Raw genomic sequence first — 16602 nt, forward strand, 5'->3', positions numbered from 1 at the left:
GGTCTCTCCCCTCCTGGTGCGCGCACCCCGGCGCGCCGAGGCCAGGCTAGGGGTTGGCGCCGGTGTCGCGCCGGGGGGCACGCCGCTCGGGCGGGGCGCGCAGGGCGCTCCCCCGGCAGTGGCCCGTAGCAGACCCTAGGCGTCCGGGAGGGCGCGTACCGCTTGTGCGAACGCGTCCCCGCGCACGTTGTAGTTGGTGAACATGTCCATCGAGGCGCAGGCCGGTGCCAGCAGCACCGTGTCGCCGGGGCGGGCCAACTCCGCGGCGGCGCGGACGGCTTGGGCCATCGCGCCCGGGTCGGTGCGGTCGAGGTCGACCACGGGGACGTGGGGGGCCAGGCGGGCCAGGGAGTCGGCGATCAGGGCGCGGTCGGCGCCGATCAGCACGACGCCGCGCAGGCGGGGGGCGGCGGCTTCGACGACCTCGTCGAAGGTGGCGCCCTTGGCCAGGCCGCCGGCGATCCACACCAGGTGCGGGTAGGCGGCGAGGGAGGCCGCGGCGGCGTGGGTGTTGGTGGCCTTGGAGTCGTCGACGTACGTCACGCCGTCGACCTCGCCCACGTAGGCGATGCGGTGCGGGTCGGGGCAGAAGTCGCGCAGGCCCTGGCGGACGGCGGCGGGCTCGACGCCGTAGGAGCGGGCGAGGGAGGCCGCGGCCAGGGCGTTGGCGACGAGGTGGGGGGCGGGGGGCGGGACGTTCGCGCCGGGGGGCCGGGAGGAGGCGGAGATGTCGCAGACCTCGGCCAGCTCCTGGGCGTTCTTCTGGCGGTTCGCCACGAAGGCGCGGTCGATCAGCAGGCCGTCCACGACGCCGAGTTGGGAGGGGCCGGGGACGGCGGGGGTGAAGCCGACGGCGCGGCAGCCCTCCTGGACGTCGGCCGCGCGGACGAGGTCCTCGGTGGCGGGGTCGGCGGCGTTGTAGACGCAGGCGACCTCGTTGCCCTCGTAGACGCGGCCCTTGTCGGCGGCGTAGGCGTCCATCGAGCCGTGCCAGTCGAGGTGGTCGGGGGCGAGGTTGAGGACGGCGCCGGAGTGCACGCGCAGGGAGGGGGCCCAGTGGAGCTGGTAGCTGGAGAGCTCGACGGCCAGGACGTCGTACTTCTCCTCGCCCATGACGACGTCGATCAGGGGGACGCCGATGTTGCCGACGGCCGCCGTACGCAGCCCGGCGGCCGTGAGGATGGCCGCGAGCATGCGGACCGTCGTGGTCTTGCCGTTGGTGCCGGTGACCGCCAGCCAGGGGGCCGCGTCCGGGCCGCGCAGCCGCCAGGCCAGCTCGACGTCGCCCCAGACGGGGACGCCGGCCGCCGCGGCGGCGGCGAAGATCGGGCTGGTGGGCTTCCAGCCCGGCGTGGTGACGAGCAGCTCGGTGCCCTCGGGGAGGGTGTCGCCGTCGCCCAGGCGGACGGTGGTGCCCAGCGGGGCCAGCTCGGCGGCCTGGGCGCGGGCGCGCTCGTCGTCGCCGCCGTTGACGACGGTGACGTGCGCGCCCAGGCGGTGCAGCGCCCTCGCCACGGGCCCGCCCGTGACGCCGAGGCCGGCGACGGTGACCCGGCGGCCGGTGAAGTCCGGGGCGCCCTGCGCGTCCTGCGCGAACACCGCGCCGGGCGCCGTCACTTGCCGGCCGCCCAGCCGGCGTAGAAGAGGCCGAGGCCGACGATCACGCACATGCCCTGGATGATCCAGAAGCGGACCACCACCAGCACTTCGCTCCAGCCCTTGAGTTCGAAGTGGTGCTGCAGCGGGGCCATCCGGAAGACGCGCTTGCCGGTGGTGCGGAAGGAGCCGACCTGGATGACCACGGAGAGGGTGATCAGGACGAAGAGGCCGCCGAGGATCGCCAGCAGCAGTTCGGTGCGCGAGAGGATCGCCAGGCCGGCGAGCGCGCCGCCCAGGGCCAGCGAGCCGGTGTCGCCCATGAAGATCTTGGCCGGCGAGGTGTTCCACCACAGGAAGCCGAAGCAGGCGCCCATCAGGGCGGAGGCGACCACCGCGAGGTCGAGCGGGTCGCGGACGTCGAAGCAGGCCGCGGGGTTGGTGAGGTCCAGGGCGTTGGCGCAGGACTCCTGGTACTGCCAGACGCCGATGAAGACGTAGGCGCCGAAGACCATCACCGAGGCGCCGGTGGCCAGTCCGTCCAGGCCGTCGGTGAGGTTCACGCCGTTGGACATGGCCAGGATCATGAACAGCGCCCAGATCACGAAGAGCACCGGGCCGATGGAGACCCCGAAGTCCGCCGTGAAGGAGAGCCTGGTGGAGGCCGGGGTCAGGCCCCGGGAGTCGGGGAAGTTCAGGGCCAGGACCGCGAAGCCGATACCGACGATCAGCTGGCCGAGCATCTTGGCCTTGGCCCGCAGGCCCAGGCTGCGCTGCTTGACGATCTTGATGTAGTCGTCCAGGAAGCCGACCAGGCCCATGCCCGCCATCAGGAAGAGCACCAGCACGCCCGAGAAGGTCGGCTGGCTGCCGGTGATCAGCTTGGTCAGTACGTACGCGACCAGGGTGGCGAGGATGAAGGCGATGCCGCCCATGGTGGGCGTGCCGCGCTTGCTGGCGTGCCCGCGCGGGCCGTCGTCGCGGATGAACTGGCCGTAGCCGCGCGCGGCGAGGAGCTTGATCAGCAGCGGGGTGCCGATCAGGGAGAAGACCAGGCCCAGCGCGCCGGAGAAGAGGATCTGCTTCATCGGGCCGTCGCCCCCTCTCCGGACTCCTCGAGGAGCGCCGCTGCGACCTTCTCCAGGCCCACGGACCTGGATGCCTTCACAAGCACGACGTCTCCCGGACGCAGCTCAGTGCGCAGCAGCTCCACGGCTGCTCCGGCGTCGGACACGTGCACCGACTCTTCACCCCACGAACCTTCGTTGTAAGCGCCCATCCGCAGCCAGGCGGCCTCCCGGCCGCCGACCGCGACGAGCTTGCTGACGTTGAGCCGGACCGCGAGCCGGCCCACCCCGTCGTGCTCGGCCATCGACTCCTCGCCCAGCTCCGCCATCTCCCCCAGTACGGCCCAGGTGCGGCCGCCCCTGTCCTGGGCGGCCGCTCCCATCGCGACCAGTGCCCGCAGGGCGGCGCGCATGGAGTCGGGGTTGGCGTTGTAGGCGTCGTTGACGACCGTGACCCCGTCGGCGCGCTCGGTGACCTCCATCCGCCAGCGGGAGAGCGGACCCGCCTGGCCCAGGGCCGCGGCGATCTCCGGCGCGGGCAGGCCCAGTTCGTGGGCCACGGCGGCGGCCGCGAGCGCGTTCGACACGTGGTGCTCACCGTACAACTTCATGATCACGTCAGCGTGCCCCGAGGGGGTATGCAGCGTGAACGACGGGCGGCCGTCCGGGGTGAGGCGCACGTCCGCGGCGCGGATCTGCGCGTCGGGGGACTCCCCGAAGAGGAGGGTGCGGGCCTGGGTGCGCGCGGCCATGGCCCGTACCAGCGGGTCGTCGGCGTTGAGCACGGCGACGCCGTCCGCCGGGAGTGCCTCGACGAGTTCGCCCTTGGCCTGCGCGGTCTTCTCCCGGCCGCCGAACTCGCCGGCGTGCGCGGCGCCCACGTTGAGGACCAGGCCGATGCGCGGCGGGGTCAGCTCGGCGAGGTGGCGGATGTGGCCGAGGCCGCGGGCGCCCATCTCCAGCACCAGGTAGCGGGTGTCCTCGCCGGCCCTGAGCGCGGTGAGCGGCAGGCCGATCTCGTTGTTGAAGGAGCCCTCGGTGAAGACGGTGGGGCCCAGGTGCGGGAGCACCTGGGCGATGAGGTCCTTGGTGGAGGTCTTGCCGGAGGAGCCGGTGAGGGCGACCACGGTGGCGCCCAGGCGGGCGACGACCGCGCGGGCGAGGGCGGAGAGCGCCTCGACCACGTCGGCCACGACGATCGCGGGCACGCCGACGGGGCGGGTGGCCAGGACGGCCGCCGCACCGGCCGCGGTCACCTGGGCGGCGAAGTCGTGGCCGTCGACGCGCTCGCCGGAAAGGGCGGCGAAGAGGGCGCCGGGGACGACCTGGCGCGAGTCGTGCACCACCGGTCCCGTGACCGAAGTGGACGCCTGCGCCCCGCCGTCGAGGCGGCCGCGGGTCAGTTCGGCGATCTCGCCGAGGGTCAGGACGATCACCGGGGGGCCTCCGCCCGGTCGGTGCCGGCGGACAGGGCCGCGGACTGGGCCGCGGACTGGGCTGCGGCCGCCTCGATGGCCGCGCGCAGGACCTCGCGGTCGTCGAAGGGGCGTACCACGCCCGCGACGTCCTGGCCCGTCTCGTGGCCCTTGCCGGCCACCACCACGGTGTCGCCCGGCCGGGCGCGGGCCACGGCGGCCCCGATCGCGCCGGCGCGGTCGGCCTCGACCAGCACCTCGCCGCGCTCGTGCGCCGGGACGGAGGCGGCGCCCGCCAGCATCTCGGCGAGGATGGCGAGGGGGTCCTCGGAGCGGGGGTTGTCGGAGGTCAGCACCGCGGTGTCGGCCAGGCGCGCCAGGGAGGCGCCCATCGGCCCGCGCTTGTGCCGGTCGCGGTCGCCGCCGCAGCCGAGTACGGCGTGCACCCGGCCCTCGGTCACCTTGCGCACGGCGCGCAGCAGGGAGTCGACGGCGTCGGGCTTGTGGGCGTAGTCGACCACCGCGAGGTAGGGCTGGCCGGCGTCCACGCGCTCCAGCCGGCCGGGCACCCCGGGGACGGCGGCGACGCCCGCGGCGGCGGTCTGCGGGTCGATGCCCGCGGTGGCCAGCGCGACGATGGCGGCGAGGGTGTTGGCGACGTTGAAGGCGCCGGGCAGCGGGGAGGCGGCGCGCAGCGTGATGCCGTCGGGGCCGTAGACGGTGAAGGCGGAGCCCACCGGGTGGGGGTCGGCCGCGGAGGGCGCGGGGCCCAACTCCACGTCGGCGGCACGCCAGTCGGCGTCCGGGTGGCCCTCGGCGGAGAAGGTGGTGACCGGGTAGCCGGCGGCCGCGCACTCCCCGGCGAGGCGGCGGCCGTACTCGTCGTCGAGGTTGACCACGCCGGCGCGGGAGCGCGCGGGGGTGAAGAGGGCGGCCTTCGCCCGGAAGTAGTCCTCCATGTCCGGGTGGAAGTCCAGGTGTTCGGGGCTGAGGTTGTTGAAGACGGCGACGTCGAAGACGCAGCCGTCGACCCGCCCCAGCGTCAGCGCGTGGCTGGAGACCTCCATCACGACCGAGGCGACGCCGCGTTCGCGCATCACCGCGAGGAGCGCCTGCAGGTCGGTGGCCTCGGGGGTGGTGCGCTCGGACTTCAGCCGCTCGTCGCCGATGCGGGTCTCGACGGTGCCGATGAGGCCCGTCAGCCCCTCCCCCGCCTTCTCGGCGGCGGCCCGCAGGCCGCCCTCGGCGAGATAGGCGGTGGTGGTCTTGCCGGAGGTGCCGGTGATCCCGATCTGCAGCAGTCCCGCGCCGGGGTGGCCGTAGATCGCGGCGGCCAGGGCGCCCATCTCGGCGCGCGGGTCGTCCGCGACCAGTACGGGCAGTCCGGTGGCCGCCGCCCGCTCGCGGCCCTGCGGGTCGGTCAGTACGGCCGCGGCGCCGCTCTGGGCGGCCTGTGCGGCGAAGTCGGCGCCGTGGAAGCGGGCGCCGGGCAGGGCGGCGTAGAGGTCGCCGGGGCGGACGGCCCGCGAGTCGTGCGTGATGCCGGTGACGGCGGTCTCCGCGGTCTCGGCGGTCTCGGCGGCCTCGGCGGCGGAGCCGGCCCGCAGGGCGGCGGCCAGCTCCCGCAGCGGGGTGGGGGTGCTGTGTACGGGCCGGGGGGCGCCGGGGTGGGACTGATCAGGGTGGGACACGGCGGTGAGCGTACCCCCTGCCGGGGGACGCGGGGGTGCGGGGGTGGTAGCCGGGATTCCGGTCGCGGGGTCAGTCGCTGCTTGCTGTGTGCTCATCGGCCGGGGACCGCTCACTGGTTCTCGTCGGGGGAGTTGGTCGCGTTCTCGTCGCTTGCGTCCGGCTTCGTGCCGGGGGGCTGGTCGGGGTCGTAGCTCACGGGGAGCCGGGGCGCCTTGCCGCCGGACGGGGGTACCTGCAGGGTCTTCAGGGAGAACTCCATCACCTGCTTGAAGACCGGGCCGCAGACCTGGCCGCCGAAGTAGCTGCCGCGCCTGGGGTCCTGCACCGCGCAGTAGACCGTCACCCGCGGCCGGTCCGCCGGGGCGAAGCCCGCGAAGGAGGCCGTGTAGCCGCGGTAGCGGCCGGTGCGCGGGTCGACGCGGTTGGAGGTGCCGGTCTTGCCGGCCACCCGGTAGCCGGGGATGCGGGCCTTCACACCCGTGCCCTCCTCGTCGTCCACCACGGACTCCAGCATGCGCGCCACGGTACGCGCCGTCTTCTCGGAGAGCACCCGGCGCTGCTCGGGCTCGGGGGCGGGGGCGAAGCGGCCGTCGGGGCCCTCCTCGCCGCGGACGAGGGTGGGCTCGACGCGTACCCCGCCGTTGGCGATGGTGGAGTAGACGGAGGCGGCGTGCAGGGCGGTGATGGAGACGCCCTGGCCGAAGGGGATCGTGTACTGCTGCGCCTGGTCCCACTGCTGCGGCGGCTTCAGCAGGCCGGCGCTCTCGCCGGGGAGGCCGAGCCCGGTGGGCCGGCCCAGGCCGAAGTCGCGCAGGTAGGAGGAGAGCACCCGGTTGGCCGCGCGCTGGGACTTCCCGAGCTGCTCCACGGCGAGGATCGTGCCGATGTTGCTGGACTTGGCCAGTACGCCGTTGAGTGTCAGGTGCCAGGTCGGGTGGTCGATGTCGTCGGCGAAGGAGCGGTCCGCGCGGGGCAGCCGGTTGGGCACCTCGACGTGGGTGGCGGGGGTGGCCACGCCCTCCTCCAGCACCGAGGACAGGGAGATGACCTTGTTGACGCTGCCGGGCTCGTAGACGTCCTCGACGGCCCAGTTGCGCAGTTGGTCGGGCTTGGCCCGGCTGAGGTCGTTGGGGTCGAAACCGGGCGCGTTGGCCATGGCCAGCACCTCGCCGGTACGGGTGTCCTGCACGATCACGTAGCCGCGCGCGGCCTTGTGCCTGCGCACCGTCTCGGTGATCGCGCTCTGCGCGGCCCACTGGATGTCGCGGTCGATGGTCAGCTCGATGTCGGTGCCCGGCTCGGCGGGCCGCTCCTGCGAGCCGGCGGTGGGGACGCGGCGGCCGGCGGACTGGGCGTAGACCAGTTCGCCGTCGCGGCCGGCCAGCTTGCTGTTGAGCGCGCTCTCGATGCCGCCGCCGCCGGCGCCCTCGGCGTTGACGAAGCCCAGCAGGCCGGCGGCGAGGTCGCCGTTGGGGTAGACGCGCTTGCTCCGCTGCTCGGCGAAGACGCCGGCCAGGATGTTGGTGGCGGCGTCGGCGTCCTGGGCGAGGGCCGCCTTGCGCTCCTTGATCCTCTTCCAGGTCTGCGGGGACTGCAGCCGCGCCAGCAGGACGTAGCGGGAGCCGCGTGTGGACAGCAGCGCGGCCAGCTCCGCCTCGTCCTTGCCGAGCAGCGGTGCGAGCAGCCGGGCCGCGCGCCGGGGGGCGTCGGGCAGTTTGGCCTGGCCGGGGGTGAAGAGGAAGGGGTCGGCGGTGATGTCGTAGGCGTCGACGTTGGCGGCGAGGTCGACGCCGTCGCGGTCGGTGATACGGCCCCGCTCGGCGGTGAGCTTGAGCGGGACGAGCCGGTTGACCTTGGCCTTCTGCGCGTACGCGGAGGCGTCCACGGCCTGCACCTGCAGCAGCCGCACGGTGAAGACGAGCATCACGAGCGTCAGCGCCACGCTGAAGAGGCGCAGCCTCGGCCGGGAGCGGGCCAGGCGCAGGGCGGGGGCGGGGCGCGTCGGCGGGCCCGGGGGGCGGGGCGGGCCGGAGGGGGCGCGCCGCGCGGGGCGTACGGGGCGCTCGGCGCTCTCCGGGCGTGCGCGCTCGGCACGGGAAGTGCCGCTCGGGACGCGGGAGTTCGCGCGTCGCGGGTCGGAGGGGCCGGGGACCCTGGGCATGGGATCAGCGCTCCTGGGCGGGGGCGGCAGGACTCGGGGCGGACTGGGAGGCGCCGCTGGGGGCGGGGTCGGCGGTGGGGCCGGCGGTGGGGCTCTGCGAGGCGCCCTCCCCGGCCCGCGCCGCGCCGGCGGAGGCACTGGCCTTCGGGGTCGGCGTCGGGGTGGGGCTGGGCGCGGGGCGCGGGGGTACGGGCGCGGGGCTCGCGCTGCCCCGTACCCGGCCGTCCAGGGAGAGGAAGGCCGGGGCACCGCCCGGCACCATGCCCAGCTCGCCGGCCCGCCGCGAGAGGGCGTCGGGGGCGGCGTAGGCGTCGATCTCGCGCTGCAGGCGCTGCTCCTCGTCGGTGAGGACGGTGGTGTCGCGGCGCAGCTCGCCCAGCTCGAACGAGCCCTGGTTGACCGCCGCGTTGAGCAGCAGCAGCGCGATCAGCCCGGCGCCCAGCAGCGCCACCACCAGCACGACGAACGGTGTGCGCGCGGCGGCCGTGGCCCCGGAGGGGACCAGCCACGCCAGCCTGCGGGGCGTCTCCCCCATCAGCTCCCCTTCCCCAGCTCCGGACGGATGCGTTCCGCGCCGCGCAGCCGCGCGGGCGCGGCCCGGCGGTTCTCGGCGACCTCCTCCTCCGTCGGGAGTTCGGCGCCGCGGGTGAGCAGCTTCAGCCTCGGCTGGTACCGCTCGGGCACCACGGGCAGTCCCGGCGGCGCGGTGTTCTCCGCGCCGGCCGCCAGTACCTGCTTGACCAGGCGGTCCTCCAGGGACTGGTAAGACAGGACCGCGATGCGTCCCCCCACGGCCAGTGCGTCCACGGCGGCCGGGATCGCCCGCTGCAGCACCTCCAGCTCGCCGTTGACCTCGATGCGCAGCGCCTGGAAGGTCCGCTTGGCCGGGTTGCCGCCGGTGCGCTTGGCCGCCTGGGGCAGCGCGTCACGGATCACGTCCACCAGACGCGCGCTGCGGCTGAACGGTTCCCGCTCGCGCTCGCGCACCACCGCCTCGACGATCCGCTTCGCCTGCTTCTCCTCCCCGTACGCCCGCAGGATCCGCACGAGTTGGCCAGGCGGGTAGGTGTTGAGGACCTCCGCCGCCCCGATGCCCTTCGTCTGGTCCATGCGCATGTCCAGCGGGGCGTCCTGGGCGTAGGCGAAGCCGCGCTCCGCCTCGTCCAACTGCATGGAGGAGACGCCCAGATCGAACAGGACGCCCTGCACCTTCGGGACGGCGAGGTCCGCCAGCACGGCGGGCAGCTCGTCGTAGACGGCGTGCACGAGGCTCACCCGGTCGGCGTACGGCTCCAGGCGGCTGCGGGAGAGGTCCAGCGCGGCGGTGTCGCGGTCGAGGGCGATGAGGCGGGCCTGGGGGAAGCGCCGCAGCAGCGCCTCGCTGTGGCCGCCCAGGCCCAGGGTGCAGTCCACGACCACCGCTCCGGGCTCCTCCAGGGCCGGGGCCAGCAGGTCCAGGCACCGCTGGAGCATGACGGGTACGTGGCGGGCCTCGCTCAATGCGCCTCTCCTCATCCGATCGCACCCGGATGTGCGTCGCCCCGGAGCGTATGCGAAGGGAGCGCTCCCGCGCCCACCGGCGGATCTCCCGGACGGAGCGGACCGAAGGAGCGTGAGCGAGGCGACGCGGTGGCCCTCCCACTGCGGAACCGATGTCACCCCTGGGAGGGACGAAGCAGCGGTCTCCGACGGCGTCACCCTATCGAAGGTCCTGTGCGAAACGACTCAGGCGCCCCTGTACACGTGGATCCGCCAGCCGCGTTGGCGGGGAAGTGAGACGGAGATTACGTGGCCGAAACGACGGCGCCGGTGGCGGTGCGCTCCCCGGCGGCTAACGTCGTGGCTATGTCGATATCCGCGGCAGAGCCGCTGCCCCCCGCGCCGGCCGGCGACAGCCCCGACGGCGGGGCCGACCGCCACGTCATCGACCGGCTGGTAAAGGCGAACGAGGAGTACGCCGAGACCTTCACCGACCCCGGGATGGGCGCCGCGCCCGTGCTGCGGGTCGCCATCGTGGCCTGCATGGACGCCCGGCTCGACCTGCACGAGGCGCTCGGTCTGGAGCTGGGCGACTGCCACACGATCCGCAACGCCGGCGGGGTGGTGACGGACGACATCATCCGCTCGCTGACCATCAGCCAGCGCGCCCTGGGCACCCGCAGCGTGGCGCTGATCCACCACACCGGCTGCGGACTGCTCGACCTGACCGAGGACTTCCGCTACGAACTGGAGGCGGAGGTGGGCCAGCGTCCGCCGTGGGCGGTGGAGGCCTTCCGCGATCTCGACCAGGACGTGCGCCAGTCCGTCCAGCGGGTGCGCACCTCGCCGTTCCTGCTGCACACCGACGATGTGCGCGGCTTCGTCTTCGACGTCCACACCGGGCTGCTGCGCGAGGTGCTGCCCCAGTAGCGCTCCCCACGTACCGCGCCGTGCTCCGGCCGCCTTCCGCTGCCGCGGGGGGCGGCCCCTCGCACGTCGGGGGCGGGCTGCCCGGGGGCGTCTGTCACAAACCGCCGCTTGCGCGACTTTTGCCCGTACAGGCGACATAGCAGCGGGTGTTGCGGGGCGCAATGCCGGAACACCCGTGACGAAATCGCCTCTCTCCAGCAACAATGCGGGGGTGGCCGCCCGCGGCCGGGCGAGCCGTCCGGACGGGCGGGCCGCACGTATGCCGGAGAGGAGCGGACCGCGGCACGGTACGCCGGTCCGTCAGGGGTAGCCCCCGCTCCGCCAGGGGTCCGGGGGAAAGGCCGAGGAGGGCCGGGTGACGACGTATGACGAGCGATCAAGCCTCAGCGATCTGACCAGCACGGCGGAGCAGGTGCGCAGGTCGGTCGAGAGCGTCATCGAGGGCAAGCCGGAGGCCGTGCGCCTGGCGCTGACCGTGCTGCTCGCCGAGGGCCATCTGCTGATCGAGGACGTGCCGGGGGTGGGCAAGACGATGCTCGCCAAGGCCCTCGCCAGGTCGATCGACTGCTCGGTGCGGCGCATCCAGTTCACCCCCGACCTGCTGCCCTCGGACATCACCGGGGTGAGCGTCTTCGACCAGCAGCGCCGGGACTTCGAGTTCAAGCCGGGGGCGATCTTCGCGCAGATCGTCATCGGCGACGAGATCAACCGCGCCTCGCCCAAGACCCAGTCGGCGCTGCTGGAGTCGATGGAGGAGCGGCAGGTCACCATCGACGGGCAGACCTACCAACTGCCCAGCCCCTTCATGGTGGTGGCGACGCAGAACCCGGTCGAGATGGAGGGGACCTATCCGCTGCCGGAGGCCCAGCGCGACCGCTTCATGGCGCGGCTGTCCATCGGATACCCCAGTGTCGCCGCCGAGTTGGAGATGCTCGACGTGCACGGCGGGGTCTCGCCGCTGGGCGATCTGCAGCCGGTGGCGCACGCCCACGACATCCAGAAGCTGATCGACGCCGTGCGTACGGTGCACGTCGCGGACTCGGTGCGGCGCTACGCGGTGGACCTGGTGACCGCCACCCGCGAGCACCCGGAGCTGCGGCTGGGCGCCTCGCCGCGTGCCACGCTGCAGCTGGTACGGGCCGCGAAGGCCACGGCGGCGCTCTCGGGGCGGGAGTTCGCCCTGCCCGACGACGTGCGCGACCTGGCCGTGCCCGTGCTCGCGCACCGGCTGCTGCCCACGGCGCAGGCCCAGCTCAACCGCCGCGGCGCCGAGCAGATCGTCGAGGAGATCCTGCAGCAGACCCCCGCGCCGGCCGGCGACGCCCGTGCGGCGCGGGCCGCCGGGCAGGTCTATCCGCAGCAGTCGCCGGACGCGCGGAGGTACTGATGGCGGCCCCGGCGGCAGCGCCGCCCTACCGCGGCGCGGACCCGCAGACCGGCCAGGCCGCGGGGCCGGCGGGTCCCGCTGCCGGCCCCGCTACGGGCGCCGGGCAGCCGGGCGGGCTGCGGGCGGCCCTGTCGGGGCTGACCACCCGCGGGCGCTCGTTCCTCGCCGCGGGCCTGGCCGCGGTGGCGTGCAGCTACATCCTGGGGCAGCCCGACCTGCAGCGGGTGGGGCTGCTGCTGATGGCGCTGCCGCTGGTCTGCGTGGTGGCGCTGCACCGTACCCGCTACCGGGTCGCCGGCAGCCGGCGCCTCTCCCCCGCCCGGGTGCCCGCCGGCTCGGAGGCGCGGGTGCAGCTGCGCATCGACAACGCCTCGCGGCTGCCGACGGGGCTGCTGATGCTGCAGGACCGGGTGCCGTACGTACTGGGGCCGCGGCCCCGCTTCGTCCTGGACCGGGTGGAGCCGGGCGGGCGGCGCGAGGTGTCCTACCGGGTGCGCTCCGACCTGCGCGGGCGCTATCCGCTGGGGCCGCTGCAGCTGCGGCTGAGCGACCCGTTCGGGATGTGCGAGCTGACGCGCTCCTTCAGCGCGTACGACACGCTCACCGTCGTCCCGCGCACCGAGACGCTGGCGCCGGTGCGGCTGGCCGGGGAGTCCTCCGGCTGGGGCGACGGGCGGCGGCGCACGCTGGCGCTGGCCGGGGAGGACGACGTCCTGCCGCGCGAGTACCGGCACGGCGACGACCTGCGGCGGGTGCACTGGCGCTCCACCGCCCGCTACGGCGAGCTGATGGTGCGCCGCGAGGAGCAGCCGCACCGCGCCGGCTGCACGGTGCTGCTCGACACCCGGCGGGCCGGCTACTCGGGCTCCGGGCCCGACTCGGCCTTCGAGTGGGCGGTCTCCGCCGCGGCCTCCACCGCCCTGCACATGCTGGGGCGCGACTACGCGGTGCGGCTGCTCACCGACACCGGCGACAGCGTGCCGGGCTCGGACTCGGCGGGCGGCGCGATGGGCGCGCACGCGGAGTCGGCGGACGCGGCCGGCCTGCTGCTGGACACCCTCGCGGTGGTCGGGCACTCGGCGGGCGAGGAGCTGTCCGCCGCCTACGACGTGCTGCGCTCCGGGCACGAGGGGCTGGTGGTGGCGTTCCTCGGTGAACTGGACGAGCAGCAGCTCGCGTTGGTGGCGCGGATGCGGCGCCGGGCGGGGGCCGCGCTGGTCTTCGTACTGGACGGCGGGGCGTGGTCGGCGGGCGAGCGGGCGGCGCAGGACGCGGCGCCCCGCAGCGACGACCAGGTGCGGGTGCTGCGCGAGGCGGGCTGGACGGCGGTGGCGGTGCGGCCCGGCGACCGGCTGGCGGAGCTGTGGCGGGGGGCCGAGGGGGGCGCGGGCGGCCTCACGGGCGGCGGGGGCAGGGCCCAGCAGTTCGCGCGGGGCTTCGACTCGGGGGTGTGAGGACGACGTTGTACGGGACGGCGCGGTACGGGACGGCGCGGTACGGGACTGGGGAGAGCGGATGCTGAGCGGGCGGGGACGACTGGCGCTGGCGGCCTGGACCGCGACCTTGCTGACGGCCACCGCGCTGCTGCCCCTCACGGACGGCCTGGGCTGGTACCTCCAGGCGGTCTTCGCGGTGAGCGTGCTCACCGGGGCGGGCGTGGTGGGGCGCCGGGTGCCGCTGGCGCGGCCGGTGACGGTGCTGGCGCAGACGGTGCTGGCGGTGATGCTGCTGACGCTGATGTCCGTCGCGGGGCAGGCCGTCGCCGGGGTGGTCCCGGGGCCGCGGGCGCTGGCGGAGTTCGGCGTGCTGCTGGACGCGGGGGTCGAGGACGTCCAGAACTTCTCCACCCCCGCGCCGGTCACCGACGGCATCAGGCTGCTGCTGCTCCTCGGCGTGGTCACGGTCGCGGTGCTCGTGGACGCGCTGGCCGTGACGTACCGCAGCGCCGCCCCCGCCGGGCTGCCGCTGCTCGCCCTCTACTCGGTGGCGGCGGGCATCGACGACGGCAACGGCTGGCTGCTCTTCCTGCTGGTCGGCTGCGGCTATCTGGCGCTGCTGCTGGCCGAGGGGCGCGAGCGGCTGGTGCAGTGGGGGCGGGTCTTCGGCTCCGCACACGGCTCCCGTCCGCCGTCCGCCGCCGGCGCGCAGCCGGTCACCCCGATGCGCACGGGGCGGCGGCTCGGGGCGGTGACGCTGGGACTGGCGCTGATCGCCCCGGTGGCACTGCCCTCCCTCAGCGGGGGGCTGCTGGAGGGCGCCGGTACGGGGCCGGGCGAGGGGCCGGGGCGCGGGACGGTCAGCGCCGTCAATCCGGTCGTACAGCTGCAGCAGAGCCTCAACCAGCCGGACGACCGCGAGGTGCTGCGCTACCGGGCCGCCGGGGAGGGCAGCGGCGAGCAGTATCTGCGCTTCGTGGCCCTGGACCGCTTCGACGGGGTGATGTGGACCGCCGGGAAGCGGCAGATCGGGGAGATCCCCGGGAAGCTGCCGCAGCCGGCCGGGATGACGCTGGGCGATCTCGACGTACGGACGGTGGAGCTGGAGGTCGAGGCGCGGGAGTGGTACCGGCAGCAGTGGCTGCCGATGCCCTATCCGGCCTCCGAGGTCGAGGTGGACAGCCGGGAGTGGAAGTTCGAGCCCGTGGGCCGCACGGTCGTCGGCAGCGACGGGCGCGACACCGGCGGCGCCGAGTACCGGCTGAAGGTCTACCAGGTACGTCCCACGCCCGAGCAGCTGATGAACGCGGGCGAGCCGCCGGCGGAGCTGCGGCGCGAGTTCACCGCGCTGCCCGGCGACTTCCCCGCGGAGGTGCGCCGCAAGGCCGCCGAGCTCACCCGGGACGACGCGACCGCGTACGGGAAGGCGGTCTCCCTGCAGCGCTTCTTCCAGGGCAGCTTCACCTACGAGACGACCGTGGACCTCGACCGCAACGACCCGCGGGCGATCGTGAAGTTCCTCCAGGAGCGCAAGGGCTTCTGCGTCCACTTCTCCTTCGCCATGGCCTCCATGGCGCGCTCCCTCGGCATCCCGGCCCGCATCGCGGTCGGCTTCACGCCCGGCAAGGCCGAGAACGGCATGATGTCCGTCGGGCTGAAGGACGCGCACGCCTGGCCCGAGCTGTACTTCGAGGGGATCGGCTGGACGCGCTTCGAGCCGACGCCGACCCGGGGGACGGTGCCGGGCTACTCGCTCGGCGAGAGCAGCTCCACCACGCCGCGCAACCAGCCCCGGGACCCGCAGGCGACGGCGGGCAGCAGCGCACCGGCGGCGCCCGGCCCCAGCACCTCGGGCTGTCCGAGCTCGCTGCGCCGACTCGACCCCGCGGGCTGCGGGCAGGCGCAGCCGGGTGCGCTGACGGGGCCCGGGACGAAGGACCCGTGGCTGCTGCGCGGCGAGACGCTGTTCGGCGGCGCGGTGCTGCTGGCCGCCCTGGTGGCGCTGGTGACGCCCGCGCTGTGGCGGCGGCGGCTGCGCAGGACGCGGCTGGCGCGGGGGGCGCCGGCGCTGGCGGCCTGGACGGAACTGTCCGACAGCGCCTGGGACTTGGGCATCCCGCCGGACGACGCGCTCACCCCGCGGGCCGCGATGGAGCGGCTGGTGCGGGTCGGGCCGCTGAGCGGGGACGCCGCGGCGGCGGCCGAGCGGGTGGCGGGCGCGATCGAGCGGGTGCTCTTCGCGCCGGGCTCCTGGCCGGCGGCCGGGGTCGCGGGCGACGTACGCCGGGTGGTCGACGCGCTGACGGCCGCGGCGCTGCGCGGTGTGCGGCTGCGGGCGCGGCTGGCGCCGCCGTCGGTGGCGCAGGTCTTCCAGGGCTGGGCGGCGGCCTGGTCCGCGCGCGCCGAGCGCTGGTCGGACGCGGTGCGCGAGGCGGCGGGGCGGCTGCGCCCGCGCCGCCAGGGGGCCTCGTAGGGCCGGTGCGCTCCCAGGGCCTGCATCGAGTTGGCCTTCTGCGCCCCGCCGCCCGCGCTTCGCGCGGACGAAGGCCAACTCGGTACAGGCCCTACGCCGTACGGGGGATGCCGTCACCGGGCGTCCTTAACGTAAGAGGCTGTTGCCGAACCCCCGTCGTCCGCGCGAAGCGCGGGCGCAGCGGCGGTCGGTGCGTGCTCTCGGCGTGCGCCGTCGCAGGTCATGTGGCGGAGCCACCTGTCCTGCGACGGGGTGCGGCGAGAGTGCGTGCCGGGCGTCGGGGCGCAGACGGGGGTTCGGCAACAGCCTCTAAGGCTTCCGGGCACACGAAACCCCGCGCTCCTGGCGCGGGGTGCTGTGTGCGCGGTCGCGGGCGTGCGTCAGCGCTGCGGTGCGGAGGGAGGCCGGGGGTGCCGGCCTCCTCTTACTGCTGCTCGTCGCGCCGGCGCTGCCAGCGGTCCTCGATGCGGTTCATCACGGAGCGCTTCTGGCGCCCCTGCCGTCGCGATCCCGAGCCGGAAGGGCCCGAGGAGCCGACGGGGGACGCGGCGGCCTCGCCGGGCTTGCCCACCTTGCGCCAACCGGTCACGGCCAGCACCGCACATCCGAGCATGACGAGGAAGCCCACCACGCTGATCCAGATCTGCTGGGCGACCATTCCGGCCATCAGGAGCGCGATACCCACCAGAAAGCCGGCCACGGCCTGATACACCCGTCGACGGGTGTAGGTGCGCAGCCCACTTCCCTCAAGCGCTGTCGCGAATTTGGGATCTTCGGCGTACAGCGCTCGCTCCATCTGCTCGAGCATGCGCTGCTCGTGCTCCGAGAGCGGCACGGAGTCCTCCTAGTCGTCGGTCGCAGGGGGCGACCAGGGTGTCCCCTTCAGGATAGGCAGGGAACCGCCCCCGTGACACCCGCCCTCTGCGCCAAATCCACCGATCCGCGAAGGCGGACCGTGTCTGACGA

The 16602-nt window shown here is 74.7% G+C and carries 12 protein-coding genes; 4 read left to right on the top strand and 8 right to left on the bottom strand.

All coding sequences use genetic code 11. From position 1 onward, the window contains the following. Positions 1-135 precede the first annotated feature (135 nt). From murD to rsmH, 7 genes are read right to left on the bottom strand one after another with little or no spacing between them, the layout of a single operon-like run. Complete coding sequence (murD, locus tag ACFQLX_RS00735; RefSeq protein WP_386410472.1) at positions 136-1617, bottom strand: UDP-N-acetylmuramoyl-L-alanine--D-glutamate ligase; 1482 nt, start codon at positions 1615-1617, stop codon at positions 136-138. Beyond that, positions 1614-2684, bottom strand: a complete 1071-nt coding sequence (gene mraY, locus ACFQLX_RS00740; protein WP_386410475.1) for a phospho-N-acetylmuramoyl-pentapeptide-transferase — start codon at positions 2682-2684, stop codon at positions 1614-1616. Before mraY ends, murD begins: the two co-directional genes overlap by 4 nt. Continuing rightward, complete coding sequence (locus ACFQLX_RS00745; protein WP_386410478.1) at positions 2681-4099, bottom strand: UDP-N-acetylmuramoyl-tripeptide--D-alanyl-D-alanine ligase; 1419 nt, start codon at positions 4097-4099, stop codon at positions 2681-2683. Before ACFQLX_RS00745 ends, mraY begins: the two co-directional genes overlap by 4 nt. Further along, positions 4096-5865 (bottom strand): UDP-N-acetylmuramoyl-L-alanyl-D-glutamate--2,6-diaminopimelate ligase, encoded by a 1770-nt coding sequence (locus tag ACFQLX_RS00750; RefSeq protein WP_386410480.1) that lies wholly within the window; start codon positions 5863-5865, stop codon positions 4096-4098. Before ACFQLX_RS00750 ends, ACFQLX_RS00745 begins: the two co-directional genes overlap by 4 nt. 14 nt (positions 5866-5879) lie before the next feature. Beyond that, a complete protein-coding gene (locus ACFQLX_RS00755; RefSeq protein ID WP_386410483.1) occupies positions 5880-7931 on the bottom strand; it encodes a peptidoglycan D,D-transpeptidase FtsI family protein in 2052 nt (683 codons plus the stop codon). 4 nt (positions 7932-7935) lie between these two features. Then, positions 7936-8466: a cell division protein FtsL gene (gene ftsL, locus ACFQLX_RS00760; protein WP_386410486.1), complete on the bottom strand. Its 531-nt coding sequence runs from the start codon at positions 8464-8466 to the stop codon at positions 7936-7938. Next, positions 8466-9431, bottom strand: coding sequence for a 16S rRNA (cytosine(1402)-N(4))-methyltransferase RsmH (gene rsmH / locus ACFQLX_RS00765; protein ID WP_386410489.1), 966 nt, complete (start codon positions 9429-9431; stop codon positions 8466-8468). Before rsmH ends, ftsL begins: the two co-directional genes overlap by 1 nt. A gap of 345 nt (positions 9432-9776) precedes the next feature. Between rsmH and ACFQLX_RS00770 the strand changes: the two genes are divergently transcribed. The 4 genes from ACFQLX_RS00770 to ACFQLX_RS00785 all read left to right on the top strand — a co-directional run bounded on the left by ACFQLX_RS00770 (position 9777) and on the right by ACFQLX_RS00785 (position 15636). Beyond that, positions 9777-10340: a beta-class carbonic anhydrase gene (locus ACFQLX_RS00770; protein ID WP_386410491.1), complete on the top strand. Its 564-nt coding sequence runs from the start codon at positions 9777-9779 to the stop codon at positions 10338-10340. Positions 10341-10695: 355 nt separating this feature from the next. Next, the gene (locus ACFQLX_RS00775; RefSeq protein WP_386410493.1) at positions 10696-11727 is read left to right on the top strand and encodes an AAA family ATPase; all 1032 of its coding nucleotides are present in this window, start codon (positions 10696-10698) and stop codon (positions 11725-11727) included. Continuing rightward, a complete protein-coding gene (locus ACFQLX_RS00780; protein WP_386410496.1) occupies positions 11727-13181 on the top strand; it encodes a DUF58 domain-containing protein in 1455 nt (484 codons plus the stop codon). The genes ACFQLX_RS00775 and ACFQLX_RS00780 overlap by 1 nt, the downstream gene beginning before the upstream one ends. Positions 13182-13242: 61 nt before the next feature. Then, positions 13243-15636, top strand: a complete 2394-nt coding sequence (locus tag ACFQLX_RS00785; RefSeq protein ID WP_386410498.1) for a transglutaminase TgpA family protein — start codon at positions 13243-13245, stop codon at positions 15634-15636. Between the two features lie 424 nt (positions 15637-16060). Here the strand turns inward: ACFQLX_RS00785 and ACFQLX_RS00790 are convergent, their stop codons facing one another. Next, the gene (locus tag ACFQLX_RS00790) at positions 16061-16471 is read right to left on the bottom strand and encodes a DUF3040 domain-containing protein (RefSeq protein WP_386410501.1); all 411 of its coding nucleotides are present in this window, start codon (positions 16469-16471) and stop codon (positions 16061-16063) included. Positions 16472-16602 lie beyond the last annotated feature (131 nt).

The organism is Streptomyces polyrhachis (assembly GCF_042663125.1).
GTDB lineage: Bacteria > Actinomycetota > Actinomycetes > Streptomycetales > Streptomycetaceae > Streptomyces > Streptomyces polyrhachii.